Below are 17,415 nucleotides of genomic sequence, written 5' to 3'. Positions count from 1 at the left end.
ATATAACGTAGGCTTCCTCTACTCTTCTTAAACGACCAAAACGTAAAATCGCTTACTCTTCATCACCCTCACCCCTCGGTGCTGATCCCGCAGTTGCGGCCGGAGTGTTTGGCCTGGTAGAGCGCCTGATCGGCGTGTTCCTTGAACGCCCTGGCGTCCGGCCCGTTTCCTTTAACGATGCAGCTATAACTGCCGGCACTGATGGTGACGATTTTCCCCGGCACATCGGTTTCTGCATGGGGCAGGCCAATCGCCCGGACAGCCTCCACGGCGCGTTGCGCGAACTTCGCGGCGTCTTTGATGCCGGTGTAAGGCAGCACAATCGCGAACTCCTCGCCGCCATAGCGGGCGATCAGGTCAGACTGCCGGTGCGGCAGGTGCAGCAACGCTTCCCCGACCTTTTTCAGGCACTCGTCCCCGGCGACGTGGCCGTAGGCATCGTTGTAACGTTTGAAAAAGTCGATATCCATCATGATAAGTGACACCGGCTCCTGATTGCGCGCCGAACGCTGGAGGCTCTGCTCGAGGAAAATATCAAATTGCCGCCGGTTGGCCAGCCCTGTCAGCCCGTCCACCAGCGCCAGCGCCTGAAGCGTATGGTTGATGGTGGTGAGATCGTCCCGCAGTTGCGTCATCTCCAGGTGGTTCTTCATGCTGACGCGCACCTGACGCAGCACAAAGAAGCCCAGCAGGAACAGCGCGGCCAGCAGCGAGAGGCTGAGGACAACGCTCAGCAGGTTGTCCGCCCGCCATTGCGCCTGGATGTCACGCTTGTCATACCCGGCCGCGACAATCAGCGGGTAGCGGTTGAGGCGCGCATAGCCAAAGATGCGCACTTCGTTGTCCATCGCCGAACGCCAGGCACCACTGCCGCTGGCAGAGGCTTTCAGGGCATGGGTAAACAGCGGGCTGCTGGAGAGGCTGGTATTGATCACCGAATCCGGGAACGGGCGCACATACATCACGGTGCTGTCCGCCATAAACAGCCCCAGCAGGCTGCGTTCGCTGAGCACGTAATAGCTGTAATGCTGGCGGAAATAGTCAATGCTGACCGTTGCCAGCGCCACGCCGGCAAAGCGGCCCTCTCTGCTGGTCAGCCGCAAAGAGACCGGGATCACCAGATCGCCGGTCGAACGGCTGCGGATCACCTTGCCGATATGGATCTCCGGGTCTGCATGGGTACGGTGCCAGATAAAATATTCCCGGTCAGCGTTGTTGGCGTTCACCGGGATCGTATTGCCGGAAGTCGCGAGCCAGTTGCCCTCGGCATCATAAATAAATAACCCATGCAACTGCGGCAGAATCGCCTGCCGCCCGCGCAGCACGCTGCGCAGCGCCTCAAGCTGGTCGCTGGCCACCGGCTTCCCGCTTATTTCACGGGCGATATCCGTCAGCGTAATCTCCACCTGTAAAAACGTGTCTTCCGCCTGCCGCGCCAGCGAGACAGAGAGGTTCTTCGCCTGGTCGTGGGTGGCGCGCAGGGTACGGTCGTAGGAATCCCACAACGTCCAGCCATTAATGCCCACCACCGCAATGCTCATGATGATCAGGAAAATCACCATTGAACGGCCAAGCGACGAGCGGAAAATGGAAGGTAAGGGATCAGTGGCACGCATCATGGGCAGGGTTCAACTCCGCAGGAAATACCTAAGTAAAGCATAGCTTATCGTTTTCAGCCGGATTGACGTGTTTCCGGCACCGCTTGCTGCCACCGCTGCCGCCCCGGCAGGCACAATCCCCCGTCTTTCACTAGACTTAGGCTTTATTCATCACGCCTGAACCGGAGGAACCTTGCTATGGGACACACCTCGCCCGCACTGGACGACCAGACTTTATCGCTGATTGATCGCTATTGGCGCGCCGCCAATTACCTCTCCGTCGGCCAGATCTACCTGCTGGAAAACCCGCTGTTGCGTGAGCCGCTGGCCGCTGAACATATCAAACCACGGCTGCTCGGCCACTGGGGCACCACGCCCGGCCTGAACTTTTTATACGCCCACCTGAACCGCATCATCAAACAGCAGGATGTGAACATGATTTACATCTGCGGGCCGGGCCACGGCGGGCCGGGCATGGTGGCGAATACTTACCTGGAAGGCACTTACAGCGAAATCTACCCTGACATCAGCGAGGATGCAGACGGGATACGCAAATTGTTCCGGCAGTTTTCGTTTCCCGGCGGCATTCCCAGCCATGCGGCCCCGGAAACGCCGGGATCAATCCACGAAGGCGGTGAACTGGGTTACTCGCTGGTGCACGCCTACGGCGCGGTGTTTGACAACCCTGACCTGATTGCCGCCTGTGTGATTGGGGATGGCGAAGCGGAAACCGGCCCGCTGGCAGCCAGCTGGCACTCCAACAAATTCATAAACCCGGCGCGTGACGGCGCGGTGCTGCCGATCCTGCACCTCAACGGCTACAAGATTGCCAACCCGACGCTGCTGGCACGCTGCACGGATGAGGATCTGGCGCAGCTGTTCAAAGGCTATGGCTACGCGCCGATCTTTGTCGAAGGGCACGAACCCGCCGACATGCACCAGCAAACCGCCGCCGCGCTGGACCAGGCGATGGAACAGATCCGCCATATCCAGCATGAGGCCCGCCACGGTTCCCCGGAGCAGAAAGTCCCGCACTGGCCGCTGGTTATTTTCCGCAGCCCAAAAGGCTGGACCGGCCCGAAAGAGGTGGACGGCAAAAAAACCGAAGGGTTCTGGCGCGCCCACCAGGTGCCGGTGGCCAACTGCCGCGATAACGAGGAACACCGGCAACTGCTGGAACAATGGATGCGCAGCTACCAGCCGGATGACCTGTTTGATGAGCAGGGGCGGCTGAAAGAGGAGTTGCGGCAGCTCGCCCCGCAGGGTGAAAAACGCATGGGCGCAACGCCGTTTGCCAATGGCGGCCTGCTGCGCCAGACGCTCAAAGTGCCGGCGATCCAGGATTATGCCGTAGAGATTGGTGAGCGCGGCAGCACCCAGGGGCAATCGACGGCGATTTTTGGCGAATACCTGCGTGACATTTTCCGGCTGAACGAGCAGGAGAAGAATTTCCGCATCTTTGGCCCGGATGAAACCGCCTCCAACCGCTTAAGCAGCGTGTTCGAAGCCACTGACCGCGTCTGGATGGAAGAGATCAAATCTTACGATGAGCAACTGGCGAAAGATGGCCGGGTAATGGAAGTGCTGAGTGAGCACCTTTGCCAGGGCTGGCTGGAAGGCTACCTGCTGACCGGCCGCCACGGGCTGTTCTCCTGCTATGAGGCGTTCATCCATATCGTTGACTCGATGTTCAACCAGCACGCGAAGTGGCTTAAAGTCACGCGTACCCTGCCGTGGCGCAAGCCGGTTTCCTCCCTTAACTACCTGCTCTCTTCCCACGTCTGGCGTCAGGACCACAACGGCTACAGCCATCAGGACCCCGGTTTTGTGGATGTGGTGGTCAACAAGAAAGCGGATGTGGTGCGCGTTTACCTGCCGCCGGATGCCAACACCCTGTTATGGGTGGGCGATCACTGCCTGAAAACCTATGACCGCATCAACGTGATCATTGCCGGTAAACAGCCGGAGCCGCAGTGGCTGAGCATGGATGAGGCCATCGCCCATTGCGAGGCGGGGCTGGGCATCTGGCCGTGGGCCGGCAACGAAGAGGCGGGCAGCGAACCGGACATCGTGATGGCCTGTGCCGGGGATGTGCCGACGATGGAGACGCTGGCCGCGGTGGAGTTGCTGCGTCAGCACCTGCCTTCCCTGCGCATCCGCGTGGTGAATGTGGTGGATCTGATGGCGCTGCAATCACCGGACCAGCACCCGCACGGCCGCAGTGACGTCGATTTTGACCAGCTGTTCACCCGCAGCAAACCGGTGATCTTTGCCTATCACGGCTATCCGCACCTGATTCACCGGCTGATCTACAAACGCACCAACCACAGCCAGTTCCACGTCCATGGTTTTATGGAGGAAGGCACCACCACCACGCCGTTTGATATGACGGTGCTGAACGAAATGGATCGCTACCACCTGGCGCTGGCCGCCATTGAGCGGGTACCGGGGCTGGCGGAACGAGCCGGTGACGTGGTGCAGATGCTGCATGACAAGCTGGACGCCCACTACCAGTACGTGCGGGAACATGGTGAGGATCTGCCGGATGTGCAAAACTGGAAATGGCAGGCCGTGACCCGCTGACCGTAGCCTGCACGGCGCTGGCTGGCGTCCGGTAAATCGGCTAACCTGCTGATCCCTCAACAGACGCCAAGGAGCTGCGATGACCCGCCAGCGCCGTTTCAAACAGATCGATGTATTCGGTTCCACTCCCCTGCGGGGCAACCCGCTCGCCGTGATCATGGAGTCGGACGGCCTGAGCGCCGCCGACATGCACGCCATGGCGCGCTGGACCAATCTCTCTGAAACTACCTTTGCGCTGCCGCCGACCGACCCGGCGGCAGATTATCAGGTGCGGATTTTTACCCCGGACGGCGAATTGCCGTTTGCCGGGCACCCGACGCTCGGCACCGCCTATGCGCTGCTGGAAGCGGGGATCGTTACGCCGCGCCACGGCAAGCTGGTGCAACAGTGCGGCGTGGGGTTGGTGGAAGTCGCCGTGCAAAGCCCGCGGGCGCTGACGTTCAAATCCCCGGCGGCGCAGATTGCCCCCCTGCCGGAGCCGCTGCGGGCGCAGGTGTCTGCGGCCTTGCCGGGCGGCCATGTGGCGCACCGCGCGGTGCCGCAGGCGGTGTCGATGGGCATCCGCTGGCTGGTGGTGAAAATGGAGAGCGCGGAGGATGTGCTGGCGGTGAAAGCTGACGTGGCAGCGCTGGCGGCATTGCTGGCCGGGAGCAGCTGCAACGGCGTGGCGCTGTATGGCGTGCACCCGGCAGGCGGCCCGGCGCACCTGGAAGTGCGGGCGTTGCTGGTGGAACAGGGCGCGCTGGTGGAAGACCCGGTCACCGGCAGCGCCAATGCCTGCCTGGCGCGGCTGCTGCTGCAGCAGGATTTTGCCGGGCTGGAAGCGTTCCGGCAGGGGTATCAGGTACGCCAGGGCACCTGCAAACAGCGCAACGGCTGCGTGGAAATCCGGTATGCTGACGGCGCACCCTGGGTGGGCGGCCTTTGCCATACGGTGATTGACGGCACCACTGCCTTTTAATCAGGCAAGGTCATCCGGCGGGCAATGCGCTGCCGGTCAGATATTGCGCATCACTTCTACGTGGCGCGCAAAATCTTTTTTTACCTCTTCACTGCGCGGGTTAACAAATGCCGTCCCATCTTCGTCGATAAAAATACGCTCTTTATCGTCCAGGTCTTCTTCGAGATTACGGGCTGAAATCATATTCAGAAAATTATCGGGGCTGGAAAATAGCCCAATTATTTGCTTTAACATTTTATCTCCTGAGGGACATCACGCGTCAGTGCTCTGTTAGTTATAGCGTAAAACCCGGCCGGCGCAACCGTCGCGACATTTCCCGCGCCTCTGGAATGAGCGCCTGAAATAGTAATTAAGACGATTCCTATCCCGTAAATATGCGTCTTTATTAACCAACCATCTGTACAGAAAAAAAGCGCGGTACAGGTTTCTCCGGCCTAAGATATTGAGCCGTCACTATACCTCTTTTATTTATGGCGACATGAAGGCCGTTATTTTCCCGGTGCGAAAGGGGGCCGGTATTTTTAATGCCGCTTCGCTTGTCAATATTAAGTGATTGGCTAAGCTCAAGGTGTGAGCAATATCCGGTGTCATTCGTCTGGTTTCATAACAGCCGCCGGGCGCTCACAGCCCCATTCTCACTCGTTGATAGGAGGTGTCATGGCCGAGCATCGTGGAGGTTCGGGAAATTTTGCGGAAAACAGAGAAAAAGCATCTGAAGCAGGCAAAAAGGGTGGACAGCGCAGCGGCGGAAATTTCAAACATGACCCGGCCCGCGCGTCCGAAGCTGGACGAAAAGGTGGTCTGCACCGTAATCAGGCTGAATGACACCGTATGAACCCTGACGGCAGTCTCACCTCACTGGCAAGCTGACTGGGGTTTCTCAACCCCAGTCAGCTTTTTATTCATAGTACGCGGCAGTGCCGCGTGATGATGTTATGCGAAGGAAGGCGTATTCATGCATTACTCTCCCCTGTCAATTCCCCTGAAAAAACCGTCCCACTCCCCTGCCCGCGCCTTGTTCAGTGCGACGCTGTGCGCGGTGCTGCTGGCATCGCCGCTGGCGCAGGCCACCGCGCCGAGCAACGTAAAAGCGCCGGGCGCGGAAAAAACCACCAAAGACAGCTTGCTGGAAACCGGGGCCTCGGCCTTGCAGGATCGCGCACCGATTGATGCCATCAGCGCCTATCTGGACGGCTTCCACTTTTACAACGGTGACAAAAACGGCCAGATGGAAGCGCACCACTACGTCACGATTTTAAATGACGACGTGATGCAGGCGGTGATTTATGACGGTAACGGCAAAGATGCCAAGCTGATGGGGGTGGAATACATCATCAGCGAGCGGCTGTACAAAACCCTGCCGCCGGAAGAGAAAGTGCTGTGGCACAGCCACCATTACGAAGTGAAATCAGGCAGCCTGCTGGCCCCCGGCCTGCCGGAAGCGGCCGAGAAAGTGCTGATGGGCAAGATTGTGAACACCTACGGCAAAACCTGGCACACCTGGCACACTGACCGCGACAAAGACCTGCCGTATGGCATTCCGGCGCTGATGATGGGCTTCACCGGCGAGGGCCAGCTCGATCAGAAACTGTTGAAAGACCGCGACGAGCGGGTCGGGATTGACTCGAAAGAGCGGCAGCAGAACCGTGCCGATTTACCCACCAACCCGCCGGACCCGCTGTCAAATGCGTGGGAGAAAGGCAAAGTCATCCAGCTTCAGCGTGTGGAAGGCGGCGGTGAGCACCAGCACGGTGACACCGGCTTTACCGGCCATGCCGAGCAGGAGGTCCGTAAACAGGCGGAAGGCACGAAACCGGTGGAGGGTACGAAACCCGCAGAAAACACTATACCGGCTGACAGTACCAAACCGGCTGACAGCGCCAGACCGGCTGAAGGCACGCCATCCTCCGGCAATTGACTGTGCCGCCCGGCGCGCGGGGAGCCTGAAGGTTCCCTGCCCCCGCCGGGCAGCGACGCCATTACGCTTCAGCCAGCGCGTAGCCTATCTGTAACTGCCCTTTCTTCACCTTGATTTGCAAGGCCGCCAGCGCAGGCAGCTCGCCGGTATCGGTGACGTGGGTGCCGCCGCAGGCATACGCGACTTTGTCACCAAAACTGACTTCCCGCAGGCCATCCTCACGCAGCACAATCCGGCGCGGCAGTCGTTCAGCCAGCAATTGCGCATACCCCTGTTGCAGTGCCTCCGCCTCGGGCTGGCGGCTGTCCGGCCCGGCGTTAAAGGTGACTTTTGCTTCGCCCGGCCGGTGGTTGGCTTTTACCGGCTGCCAGCCCAGTTGTTCCCCCAGGTACCCCAGCACATGGCCGGCCGAGTGCAGCCGGGTATGCAATGCGCGGCGCGCCGCATCCACCTCTGCCGTGACCGGCCCCAGCGGCACCGGCCGGCTGACATGGTGAATCACCCGCTCGCCGTCGTTACTCACGTTCAGCACCTGTGCGTCGCCTATCGTCCCGCTGTCTGCCGGTTGGCCGCCGCCCTGAGGGTGGAACGGCGTGCTCGCCAGCTCCACCGCATAGCCCTCCTCCAGAGGGTCGCAACGCAGCACCTGCGTTTGAGCGGTAAGCGCATCACTGTTCAGATAGAGGCGAATGGTCATGGTGGTCTCCTTTGGTCATCGGATTTTTATTATAAGTGCTGCATGGTAGAGTGATAATCCGTTCACCTGACAAATGATTCTTGCCTGATGCGCACAGATCAACTGCTGCCTTTACTGCCGGAAATGGCCGTGCTGGTGAGGGTGGTCGACTGCGGCAGCTTCTCTGAAGCGGCGCGCCAGTTGGGCATGACGCCCTCTGCCACCAGCCGCAGCGTGACCCGGCTGGAAAAAGCGCTCGCCACCCGGCTGCTGCACCGCACCACGCGTAAATTGCGCCTGAGTGAAGAGGGTGTGGCGGTGTATCGCCACTGTCTGGATATGCTGAACTCCGCCAGGGCGGCGGTAGAGGCCGGGGGGCAGTTTAACCCGCAGCCGGAAGGGGTATTGCACATCAGCGTGCCGAAAGCGGTCGGGCGGGTGGTCATCCATCCGCTGATGCCTGCCTTTCTGGCGCGCTACCCGGCGATTGATATCCAGATGGCGCTGAATGATGCCGTGATGGATCTGATTGACGATCAGGTAGACATCGCCATCCGTATCACCGACCGGCCGCCGCCCGGCCTGAAAGGACGGCGGTTGATGGACATAGACCACCTGCTGTGTGCCACGCCCCGCTATCTGGCGGAGCACGGGGTGCCGCAGCACCCGCGTGATTTGGCGGCGCACAGTTGCCTCTGTTTAGGGGAAGACCCAGGCGATGCGCTGTGGTCGTTCCGCCAGGGCGCGCAGACCAGCCGCGTGCGGGTGCGCGGCCGCTATGCCGCCAACCACACCGAAGTCCGGCTGGATGCGGTACGCCACCATCTCGGTATCGGCAGCCTGCCGTGGTTTACCGCCCGCCAGGCGCTGGCCAACGGTGACGTGGTGCAGGTTTTGCCGGGCTGGACGTTCACTACCCGCTATACCGGCGGGGCCTGGCTGCTCTACCACCCGGCCCGTTTCCTGCCGCCGAAAATCCGGGTGTTTATTGATTACCTGAGCGAGGCGCTCAGCCGGGAGTATCCCTCCCGGCAAAACAGCCCCCCTGAGGCGCGTTAAGGCACCGGCGGTATCGTGGGAGGCGGGGCAGTGGTGCCGTTGCCGCTTCCCCCCGCTTTGGCTTTGTTCACTAACCCGGATCTCATTTTGTTCAGCCCTTCGATCATCTCCATCATGCTGGGCGGTGCAGCCCCCTCTTTGGAGAACGAGGAATCGCCCGCCATGTTCCAGTCCTTGAACACCGTCAGCATCTCCTCTTTCTGGGCGCTGGCCCCGTAAATCTGCAAATAGAGGCGGCCGAAGTTCAGCGCATGTTGCCGATCCTTACGCCGGATAGATTCATGGGTGTAATTGCGTGAGGTGCTGAAACAGACATTCGCCAGCCAGGAGAGTAAGCCAACCCCTAATACCCCGCGGAAAAACACATATAACAGCGCGATTTCATCATAGACTTTGGCGTTGGCCAGCAATACGGTCCCTTCCGCAAAGGTGTAAAAGGCGGCAAATACCGCCGCAGAAGCTGCGGTAAAACCGGCAACCGACCATTTATTTGCCAGCCTGGCGAACGATTTATCATCCAGGTCCAGCTTCGCACTGACTTCTTTGACATAGCCGGGAATTTTCCCGTCGATTCTTTTTTGCTGTGACAATTCCTTCAGCTCCTTATTCTCTTTGCGCAACTCCTCATTTTCGATCACTAACGTTTCTGACGACTCCTGCAAGGTTTTATAACGCAGGGCCGCTTTTTCCAGCAGTTGGGCGCGATCGGTAAGCTGCTGGATATCCATCCGCTTCTTTGCCAGCCGCACATTCTGGCTTTCAATCGTCTGGTTCAGGGACTCTATTTCTTTATTATGGTGCTTCACCAGTAACTCATAGAGGTAATTCTGGCCGCTTTCCTCTAATACCCCGCCAATTTCCCCTGACTCAAGATCTTTATAGAAGGTATTATTCAGGTAATCTTTTTGCCGGCTGTGAAAACTCTGCTCCAAATCCTCCAGTAAACTGTCCACTTCGGCCATTCTGTCACTGCTTAACAACGGCATCAGTTCCAGTACGATCTCATCGTTGATATAGCCGACCCGCATCAAAAAGTTGATATATTCATAATAGATTTGTTTACTGCTGAATTTCATATGTTTGTCACCCCTTTAAGATTACATGGAAAAGCGCATGCAATTCAGATAACCTTCCTTCAGCTTTCCTGCTGCCACCTTATTCGCACTTTATTTTTGGCATCCATTTTCAATAAGGCAATGCCTGATTACGGCAATAACCATTAGCCACGCTGATATTATTATAAAAAACTATAGCCTTCGCATCGGGAATAACCATCATATTGGCTATTATATCAGGATAAAAAAAGTCACTAAAAAAAGTGAAATAAAGTGAGTGCTGCGTACCATGACGCGCTTATTTTTTATTTATGGCAGCGTTTTAAACCAACCTCGCCGTTATCATTTATTTTCTGTCTCACCTCTGATTTTCAGCAGCGAATCCTGGCCCGGCCCCGGCCTCCCTCAATGAGGTCATCAGCGCAGGCCAGTGATAACCGTGAGCACGGCAATGGCGCTATTTTATGCTATCCCTTAAGGGGGAACTGGCACGGGGCGTGTGCCGTTCAGGTTGAGCGCGCATACAGGGCGCATCGCTATAGGAGGCGTTATGCATCAAAAGTGGTCAGAGGTAGATGATTATCTGGTCAGCCAGCTTGTCCCACCCGATGAGGTCATGACGGAGATCCTGGAAAATAATGCCCGGGCCGGGCTGCCGGCACATGATGTGGCCCCTAACCAGGGCAAACTGCTGCACTTATTCGCGCTGATGACTCAGGCAACACGCATTCTGGAAATTGGCACCCTGGGCGGCTATAGCACGGTGTGGCTGGCACGTGCCCTGCCGCCGGGTGGAAAAATGGTGACGCTGGAAGCCGATGCGCGCCATGCCGGAATTGCGCAACAGAACATCACGCTGGCCGGGCTGGCGGAGCAGGTGCGGCTATACGTCGGCCCGGCGCTGGACACGTTGCCGATGCTGGCCGGGGAGGCCCCCTTTGACCTGATCTTTATCGATGCCGACAAACCCAACAACCCGGATTACCTGCGCTGGGCCCTGAAGCTGGCACGGCCGGGCACCCTGATTATTGGTGACAACGTGGTGCGCGAAGGTGCAGTCACGGATGCGCAGAGTAACGATCCGCGTGTGCAGGGCGTCCGGACATTTATCGACATGATGGCGAATGAACCGCGCCTGACCGCCACTGCCCTGCAAACCGTGGGCAGTAAAGGCTGGGACGGTTTTACGCTGGCGCGGGTGATGCATTAAAGGGGTTACCCTTTTAACGCCTCAACCAGAAATGCCCCGGCGCGGGTTGCGCCCTCTTCAGACAAGGTATGACCCAGCCCCGGCTCAATCAGCAATTGGCTGTCAACCCCGGCGGCCAGCAGCGCCTGGTTCGCCTTTTCGCTCTCCTGATAGGGAATGACGGCATCGGCCGTGCCGTGGATCAGCATCACGCGGCTGTTTTGCCCCGGTTGGTAGGGCGGCGGCGAAGCCAGGCGGCCGGAGAACGCCACCACGGCCGCCACCGGCCAGCGCCCGCGCAAGACGGCATCCAGGGCCATGATGGAGCCTTGCGAAAAGCCCACCAGCGCCACGCGATCCAGCCGGTCGGCCATATTATGCTGCGCAATCAGGCGGGCCAGCGTACTGTCGAATGCCTCGCGCGCAGCCTGAATGCGCGCCGGGCGGTTTTCCGGCGTGACGCCGTTCAGGCTGAACCACTGGAACCCGTTCCCGCCCCCATCAAACGGAAACGGCGCATCCGGCCCGGTAAAGCGCGCACCCGGCAGCCGGGATTGCCAGAAAGAGGCCAGCACCGACAGATCGCTGCCGCGGCTGCCGACGCCGTGTAAAAAAATCACTAAAGAATCCGCCATGATGACTCCTTGCGTTTCAGGGGCCGGCGGCCGGACGATCCGGCCTGCCCGTGAGGTAAACATCAGAACACTGTGCGTTATCGCCCTTCATCATGGCAACCCTGCCATAAAAAGTGAACACTTTAGAAACAAGAATTCAACAAATAGCGGGCTGCTTAAAACATTTTTTAAGCAGCCTGTGCCGGTAATTGATTTTCTGAGCGTTTATTTTTTGATCGCTGAAAAAAAGCCGTATACAATGTGAGCACTATCACACTTTCGTGCAATTTGTCTTAAGTGCTTACACCGCGCAACGTGCGACCCCAATAACGCCGGCACGCGGTCAGCATCGAGTTATTAAGGATCAGAACCATGAGTGCCATTGCCACCAGCGTCGTGTTGGCGCGTTGGGAAATTCTCAGCGCCATTATCATGTTTTTTGCCAGTACCCTGAATATTACGTTACGTAAAGCCAGCCGCCACGGCCTGGCGATTCTGAGCAGCGGCATCGGTATTACCATGTCCTGCTGGTTTGTGATGGGGCTGTTAGGCATTACCAGCGCGGATATGGCGCTGTACGGGCAACACGCCAAAGATCTGTTTGTGGAAATCATGAGCCACACCCCGGAAAACTGGCCAATGCCGATGCCGTAACCGGTGCGCTGCCGCAATGCCCTGACCCGGCATTGCGGTTTCCGTTCTTTTACCCTTTTTTCTCCTCCGCCCTTTCTTTCCTTTTCTCTCCTCCGTTTACGTCCCCCTTTATTTCTGGCTCACCTGCCGGACCCGGTGCCCTGTTTTTCTTTTCCTTTGAACAACAGCGTTAATAATACTCATTATTTTTTTTAACACGTGCTGCGTAAAATAGGGGTTGCCCCGCGCCAATGGCTTTTGGGTGCGTCATTCTCATGCGGCGTTATTACGCCTTATCGCGATCCAGTAAGATAAGAATAAGGGACACAGGCCATGACACATGCAGAACCGGTTACGCTGGTGATTACCCATACCCTTCAGCCGCAGCAACACGAGGCGTATGAACGCTGGTTGCGGCGCATTATGCCGGTGGCAGAGCAGTTTGAGGGGCATCGCGGGGTGAATGTCATCCGGCCCGGCGCGGAAGGCCAGACCTATACGGTGTTGATCCGCTTTGACACGCTGGAAAACCTGACCCGCTGGACAGCCTCCGCCGAACGGAAATCGTTGCTGGCGGATGCCGAGTCGCTGCTGGACGGCGGCGATCGCATTGAGGTGCAGGCCGGGAGCCAGTTCTGGTTTACCCCGCCGCAACCGGGCATCCGCCGCCCTGCACGCTGGAAACAGTACCTGCTGACGCTGGGGGTGATTTTCCCCTCAGCCGAACTGGTCCCGCGTTTCTGGCATCAGATCGTGCCTTCGCTGACCGGTACCCTGCCCGGCCACCTGTTGAATGACGCCACAGTGGTGGCGCTGGTGGTGTTTTTCTGGATGCCGTGGCTGACGCGGACACTGGCAGGCTGGCTGAAACGCTGAATTGTCCGGCTGCGCAACGCAGCCGACATCTACTTGCTAATCAACCGGATACCGAGCTGGGACAAGGTACCGAGTTGCGAAGGGTGGGAAATAAAAAGAATCCACAGGGAAAAAGAGCAAGCAATCATGATGGTAACAATCCGGTAAAACATTCCGTGTATCCTTGCAAACGCTGTTGTTCTTGCCTGTTTTTCAGACAATCCCTCATTGACGGGGGTGCTCATCACTATAGATGAGTACGGCGTTTTTACCATATGAAAGCATAAATTTTTGTTTAAGCACGGTTTACGTTGCCGGATTATTCTTCAGTGCCAGTTCATGGCAGATCTGCTTTTTCAGGCTGAGGGCGGCATCCGTCAGCCCGGCGCTGCCCTGATGCAGCGTGATCCCGGCATCGCCGAGCGCGGGCAGCGTTGCCGCGTCCAGCCGGTGCAGGTTTTCCGGCAATCCGGCATCGGCCCGCACCGTCACGCCCAGCCCCGCCGACACCGCCGCCCAGATGCCTTGCAGGCTGCGGCTCTCCAGGGCAATCCGCCAGGGAATACCTGCGCGATCCAACGCCTCCGTGGCGCGCTGCCGCATCAGGCACGGCGCTTCAAACATCACCAACGGCAAGGGGGTGTGGGTCTGGCGAAAGCGCATCACGTCCCCCGGCTGCGCGCCGATCCAGCAAAGCGGCACCGACCCGAGTGACGCCATCCACGGTGTGCTCTGCTGCCACTGCCAACAGAGTGCCAAATCCAGCTCCCCGGCGGTGATGCCGCGCAGGAGCTCCGCATTACGGCCAATACGCGCCGTGAGTTGCACCTCCGGGTGCGCGCGGGAAAAGGCACCCAGCACCGCCGGTAACAGCCGCTCACCGAAATCTTCCTGCATCCCGACGCGCAACGGCCCGGAGAGCGTTTCGCCGCATACCGCCAGCGCAGCCTCGCTGTTGAGCGCCAGCAAACGGCGCGCATACCCCAGCAGCACCTCGCCCTGACGGCTCGGCACCAGATGCCGGCCCGATTTCTCCACCAGCGCCACGCCACACTGTTGCTCAAGCTTTTTCAGTTGCGCGCTCACCGCGGAGGTCGAGCGCCCCAGGCGGTCGGCTGCCTGGGCGAAACTGCCCAGCTCAATGCCGGTCACAAAACTCTGCAATGCATCCAGATCAAAACACCACGGCCGCTTACTCATCATCAATCCTGTTTTTCGGGACGGTGAGTCCTGATGAATTCGATATTCAGTATCATTTTAGACACTTATGCTTTGGGACATCTACCCTGTCATGGAGAACACGATGCGCCCTTCCCTTTCTGCCCCGGCAGTGATGAAAACGAAAACGCCAAAACTGGCTGAGCTGACTGACCGCATCCTGTTTGGCGATCTCTGGCAGCGCCCTCATCTTTCCCCACGCGACCGCAGCCTGATCACCGTGGCCGTCCTGATTGCGCAGAGCCGCCTGGAGCAATTGCCTTTTCACTTTGCCCTCGCCAGAGAACATGGCGTGCGTGAGGAGGAGCTGGCGGAAGTCGTGACCCATCTGGCGTTTTATGCCGGTTGGCCCGCCGCAGCCAGCGCGCTGACCCGGCTTGAACCCTGAACCCTGAGGATTTCACTATGCCTGTTACCCGTATTGCCTTGCGCGAAGGCCGCTCTGCGGCATGGCTGCAACAGCTTTCCACCCTGTTCCACCAGCAGCTGGTGGCGCATTTCGCCGTCCCGCCCGCTGACTGCTTTCAGGTGATTGATTGCTACCCGGCCCACCGGCTGATCGCCGACCGGGATTATCTCGGCGGCCCGCGCAGTGACCAGTTTATCCTGTTTTCGATTACCGCCGGTAAGCCGCGCAGCCGGGCGCAGAAAGAAGCGCTTTATCACCATCTGGCAGAGGCGCTGCACCGTGAGCTGGGCATCCCGCCGGAAGATGTGATGGTGGTGATAACGTTTAATCAGGCCGAGGAGTGGAGTTTCAGCCGCGGTGAAATGTTCAGCCCGGAGGCCCTATGATTGCGATGCAATACCGTTTCGTGCTGCCCGCAGACTATGACATGGGCATCATCACCCGCCGCATCCGTGACAACGGCGCGAAGCTGGACGGTTTCCCCGGCCTGGTGTTTAAGGCATACCTCTATGCTGACCGGCAAGACGCCCTACCCTGCACACAGGAGAACAGTTACGCGCCGTTTTACCTGTGGCGCGAGAGCCGCGCCATGCAGCGTTTCCTGTGCAGCCCCGGTTTTGCCGCGCTAAGCCGCGATTTCGGCTGGCCGCACATCCTCTGCTGGCCGGTGCTGCACGCCCCGGACGTCGCCTGGCTGGCCCAGTGCCGGGTGGCGTGCCGCCAGCTGACGCCGATTGCGCCTTTCAGCGATCTCACCTCCGTCACTGCCGCCACGCAGGCACCGGGAGAGCTGCTGGCGTGGGACACCGCCCGCTGGGAGCGTTTGCAGATGCGCTTTATGCCGGAGATACCCGCCGCACCTGAGCCGGGCGCGCACTATTTCCGTATCGGGCACCTCTCTCCCGGCCGTTAATGAGGGGGCTTACGGCGTGCCGGAAAAATTCGTTCCATAGCGAAACTATTTCTGTACAAATTGTGACGCCTGCTGCTTTTTATAGCGATTGAATGCCAAAAATTAGCGCTGCGTCACATCTCTGCCTAGTCTTAATTCTTGTTGCACCAATTGAAGAGTGACGCGTGAACGTCACCGGATGTCATCACGACAATAATTATAGGGAGAGTGTGTGTGACGAACAGTACGATTAATGAGCAAGCGGGCGCGAAGATGACCGCCAAAACGCCGGTAGAACCGCTGGTAAAAGTCATCGCGGTTATCGCGACATTGGGGGGCCTGCTGTTTGGCTACGACACCGGGGTTATCGCCGGTGCCTTGTTGTTTATGAAACATGACCTGCACCTGACCCCACTGACCACCGGGCTGGTAACCAGTTCCCTGATCCTGGGGTCAGCATTTGGGGCCATTGTGGCGGGGCGTGTTGCTGACCGCTTCGGGCGCAAAAAAGTCATCCTGGTCATGGCGCTGATCTTTATGGCCGGTTCATTGGGTTGCGCCACCGCGCCCACGGCCTACATCATGATCCTGTGCCGCTTTATCCTCGGCCTGGCCGTCGGTGCCGCCGCGGCGATTGTGCCGGTCTATATCGCGGAGATTGTCCCGGCGAACCGCCGCTGGCAGTTCGTGACGCTTCAGGAGCTGATGCTGGTTTCCGGCCAGTTGCTGGCGTACACCAGTAATGCCGCGATCAACGAAGTCTGGGGCGGTGAGGCCACCTGGCGCTGGATGCTCGGTATCGCGTGTGTGCCGGCGGTGGTGATGTGGGTCGGGATGCTGTTCCTGCCGGATACACCGCGCTGGTATGCGATGCATGGCCGCTTCAGCGAAGCGCGTGACGTGCTGGAGCGTACCCGTCATTCCCGCTTTGTCGAGCGTGAGATGGCGGAGATCCGCAAAGCCGCCACCCAGAAAGATGAGCGCCATTCCCGCCGCAAAAAAACCATTTCCACCTGGATGAAACGGCTGGTGCTGTTGGGGATCGGGGTGGCGATGTTGCAGCAACTTTCCGGCGTCAACACCATCATGTTCTATGCGCCGACCATGTTGCAGTCGACCGGGATGGGCACCAATGCCGCGCTGTTTGCCACCATTGGTAACGGGGCCATCTCGGTGATCATGACCTTCGTCGGGATTATGATGCTGAGCAAAATCGGCCGCCGTCCGCTGCTGATGATTGGCCAGATGGGGTGTACGTCCATGCTGCTGTTCATCGGTGCGCTGAGCTACTTTATGCCGGAAACCCTTAACGGCGAGCCGAACATGGTACGCAGTTACATGATCCTGGCCGGTATGCTGCTGTTCCTCTGCTTCCAGCAGGCGGCGCTGTCACCGGTGACCTGGCTGCTGCTGTCTGAGATGTTCCCGCAGCGCATCCGTGGCCGCGCGAATGGGATCTCCGTCTTTGCGATGCAGATGACCAACTTCACCATTACGCTGTCGTTCCCGATGCTGTTGCAGGCGATTGGCCTGTCGATGAGCTTCTTTGTGTTTGCCGCCATCGGCGTCGCCGGCGGGATATTCGTGGTGCTGTTCGCCCCGGAGACGCAGGGCAAAACGCTGGAGCAACTGGAGAAGCACTTCAAGAAGCACTTCTCCGACGACACCCCACCGCCTTCACAAACCCCGGCAACCTGAGTTGCCCGCTGAAAAAACCAGCCCCTCCTTGTGAGGGGCTTTTTTGTGGCGTCAGAA

At 58.8% G+C, this 17,415-nt stretch carries 18 protein-coding genes and 1 pseudogene; 13 read left to right on the top strand and 6 right to left on the bottom strand.

The window, feature by feature from the left end:
- Window positions 1-68 precede the first annotated feature (68 nt).
- Window positions 69-1,619 carry a GGDEF domain-containing protein gene (locus CYR52_RS04685; protein WP_338152931.1) on the bottom strand — a complete coding sequence of 517 codons (1,551 nt, stop codon included), beginning with the start codon at window positions 1,617-1,619 and terminating at the stop codon, window positions 69-71.
- 177 nt (window positions 1,620-1,796) lie between these two features.
- On the opposite strand from CYR52_RS04685, the gene CYR52_RS04680 reads away from it, so the two are divergent.
- Window positions 1,797-4,181 (top strand): phosphoketolase family protein, encoded by a 2,385-nt coding sequence (locus tag CYR52_RS04680; RefSeq protein WP_101828050.1) that lies wholly within the window; start codon window positions 1,797-1,799, stop codon window positions 4,179-4,181.
- A gap of 79 nt (window positions 4,182-4,260) precedes the next feature.
- Window positions 4,261-5,142, top strand: a complete 882-nt coding sequence (locus CYR52_RS04675; protein WP_101828049.1) for a PhzF family phenazine biosynthesis protein — start codon at window positions 4,261-4,263, stop codon at window positions 5,140-5,142.
- A gap of 36 nt (window positions 5,143-5,178) precedes the next feature.
- On the opposite strand, the gene CYR52_RS04670 is transcribed toward CYR52_RS04675, so the two are convergent.
- A complete protein-coding gene (locus CYR52_RS04670) occupies window positions 5,179-5,376 on the bottom strand; it encodes a hypothetical protein (protein WP_072928306.1) in 198 nt (65 codons plus the stop codon).
- A gap of 423 nt (window positions 5,377-5,799) precedes the next feature.
- On the opposite strand from CYR52_RS04670, the gene CYR52_RS04665 reads away from it, so the two are divergent.
- A complete protein-coding gene (locus CYR52_RS04665; protein ID WP_072928305.1) occupies window positions 5,800-5,967 on the top strand; it encodes a con-10 family general stress protein in 168 nt (55 codons plus the stop codon).
- A gap of 130 nt (window positions 5,968-6,097) precedes the next feature.
- A pseudogene (locus tag CYR52_RS04660) lies at window positions 6,098-6,925 on the top strand (OBAP family protein); the annotation flags it as partial.
- A gap of 196 nt (window positions 6,926-7,121) precedes the next feature.
- On the opposite strand, the gene CYR52_RS04655 reads toward CYR52_RS04660, so the two are convergent.
- On the bottom strand, window positions 7,122-7,757 hold the full coding sequence (locus tag CYR52_RS04655; protein ID WP_072928304.1) for an alanyl-tRNA editing protein: 636 nt from the start codon (window positions 7,755-7,757) through the stop codon (window positions 7,122-7,124).
- Between the two features lie 87 nt (window positions 7,758-7,844).
- Between CYR52_RS04655 and CYR52_RS04650 the strand changes: the two genes are divergently transcribed.
- Complete coding sequence (locus tag CYR52_RS04650; protein ID WP_101828047.1) at window positions 7,845-8,795, top strand: LysR family transcriptional regulator; 951 nt, start codon at window positions 7,845-7,847, stop codon at window positions 8,793-8,795.
- Here CYR52_RS04650 and CYR52_RS04645 read toward each other — a convergent pair.
- The gene (locus tag CYR52_RS04645; protein WP_101828046.1) at window positions 8,792-9,871 is read right to left on the bottom strand and encodes a hypothetical protein; all 1,080 of its coding nucleotides are present in this window, start codon (window positions 9,869-9,871) and stop codon (window positions 8,792-8,794) included. The two genes, CYR52_RS04650 and CYR52_RS04645, sit on opposite strands and share 4 nt — an antisense overlap.
- 529 nt (window positions 9,872-10,400) lie before the next feature.
- On the opposite strand from CYR52_RS04645, the gene CYR52_RS04640 reads away from it, so the two are divergent.
- Window positions 10,401-11,060: an O-methyltransferase gene (locus CYR52_RS04640; RefSeq protein WP_072928301.1), complete on the top strand. Its 660-nt coding sequence runs from the start codon at window positions 10,401-10,403 to the stop codon at window positions 11,058-11,060.
- 5 nt (window positions 11,061-11,065) lie between these two features.
- Here CYR52_RS04640 and CYR52_RS04635 read toward each other — a convergent pair whose 3' ends face one another.
- The gene (locus tag CYR52_RS04635) at window positions 11,066-11,674 is read right to left on the bottom strand and encodes an alpha/beta hydrolase (protein ID WP_072928300.1); all 609 of its coding nucleotides are present in this window, start codon (window positions 11,672-11,674) and stop codon (window positions 11,066-11,068) included.
- Between CYR52_RS04635 and CYR52_RS22325 the strand changes: the two genes are divergently transcribed.
- The 3 genes from CYR52_RS22325 (at window position 11,673) to CYR52_RS04625 (ending at window position 13,162) form a co-directional block, all read left to right on the top strand.
- A complete protein-coding gene (locus CYR52_RS22325; protein WP_139300285.1) occupies window positions 11,673-11,918 on the top strand; it encodes a hypothetical protein in 246 nt (81 codons plus the stop codon). The genes CYR52_RS04635 and CYR52_RS22325 overlap by 2 nt on opposite strands.
- Window positions 11,919-12,025: 107 nt before the next feature.
- Window positions 12,026-12,307, top strand: a complete 282-nt coding sequence (locus CYR52_RS04630; RefSeq protein ID WP_072928299.1) for a YjcB family protein — start codon at window positions 12,026-12,028, stop codon at window positions 12,305-12,307.
- Window positions 12,308-12,619: 312 nt separating this feature from the next.
- Complete coding sequence (locus CYR52_RS04625) at window positions 12,620-13,162, top strand: antibiotic biosynthesis monooxygenase (protein ID WP_101828045.1); 543 nt, start codon at window positions 12,620-12,622, stop codon at window positions 13,160-13,162.
- A gap of 285 nt (window positions 13,163-13,447) precedes the next feature.
- On the opposite strand, the gene CYR52_RS04620 is transcribed toward CYR52_RS04625, so the two are convergent.
- Entirely contained in the window at window positions 13,448-14,341 is an 894-nt protein-coding gene (locus tag CYR52_RS04620) for a LysR substrate-binding domain-containing protein (protein WP_101828044.1), read from the bottom strand.
- A gap of 103 nt (window positions 14,342-14,444) precedes the next feature.
- Between CYR52_RS04620 and CYR52_RS04615 the strand changes: the two genes are divergently transcribed.
- The 4 genes from CYR52_RS04615 (at window position 14,445) to CYR52_RS04600 (ending at window position 17,358) form a co-directional block, all read left to right on the top strand.
- Window positions 14,445-14,747: a carboxymuconolactone decarboxylase family protein gene (locus CYR52_RS04615; RefSeq protein ID WP_101828043.1), complete on the top strand. Its 303-nt coding sequence runs from the start codon at window positions 14,445-14,447 to the stop codon at window positions 14,745-14,747.
- Between the two features lie 17 nt (window positions 14,748-14,764).
- On the top strand, window positions 14,765-15,154 hold the full coding sequence (locus CYR52_RS04610; protein WP_072928295.1) for a tautomerase family protein: 390 nt from the start codon (window positions 14,765-14,767) through the stop codon (window positions 15,152-15,154).
- On the top strand, window positions 15,151-15,681 hold the full coding sequence (locus CYR52_RS04605; protein ID WP_101828042.1) for a DUF4865 family protein: 531 nt from the start codon (window positions 15,151-15,153) through the stop codon (window positions 15,679-15,681). Before CYR52_RS04610 ends, CYR52_RS04605 begins: the two co-directional genes overlap by 4 nt.
- Before the next feature lie 252 nt (window positions 15,682-15,933).
- On the top strand, window positions 15,934-17,358 hold the full coding sequence (locus CYR52_RS04600) for a sugar porter family MFS transporter (protein ID WP_072928293.1): 1,425 nt from the start codon (window positions 15,934-15,936) through the stop codon (window positions 17,356-17,358).
- The last annotated feature ends 57 nt before the right edge of the window (window positions 17,359-17,415 follow it).

This window comes from Chimaeribacter arupi (genome assembly GCF_002858805.1).
Classification (GTDB): domain Bacteria; phylum Pseudomonadota; class Gammaproteobacteria; order Enterobacterales; family Enterobacteriaceae; genus Chimaeribacter; species Chimaeribacter arupi.
This window is presented reverse-complemented; position numbering and strand designations above follow the sequence as displayed.